At 40.7% G+C, this 555-nt stretch carries 1 protein-coding gene; it reads right to left on the bottom strand.

What is annotated here, in order from left to right:
- On the bottom strand, positions 1–555 hold a 555-nt coding region (locus ACYQ2O_RS12750), incomplete at both ends, for a transposase (protein ID WP_459796776.1).

The raw sequence follows: 555 nt of genomic DNA, 5'->3' as shown, positions 1-555 counted from the left end.
TCTTTTTTCTTATATTCATATGTTTTCGACTCAATGTAATCAATCTCCCGATTAATATAGTTTTTAGCTTGTCTATCATTCGCAAATTGAAGGGTTAGACGCCCATTTTTGCGCACAGCTATCCCTCTAAACTCCATTACATTGCCACATTCCGAACATTCCAATGGATCTTCCCCAAATGATTCTATACGCCGCTTCCGCCAACCTAACGGTTTGATCATTTCCTTCGCATTGATTAACACTTTTTGTGTGTCAAGTTGAAATTGTTTGACCACTATCTTCATGAGTGTCTTAATACGACGAGAATACAAACCATAGTGGCGTACCATTTTAAACTGTTCATCTGGAATATGTCGGACAAGGCGTCCAATGAATTCCGCCACAGGTAGTTCCTCAACTTTCCATTCGCCATCCCGTTTATCTTGATAACTAAAGGCAACGACTTCACCGTCATACATAATGATGCGATGAAGAGCGATAGGTCCTCGCTTCATGTAGCGTCCAATATAACCGAGTAACCCTTTCACATGTGTTTTACTTCTCTTAGGCGCATGG

The organism is Alkalibacterium sp. m-11, from assembly GCF_054658155.1.
Note: the sequence above shows the minus strand (reverse complement) of the source record. Positions and strands in the feature narration are given on the sequence as shown.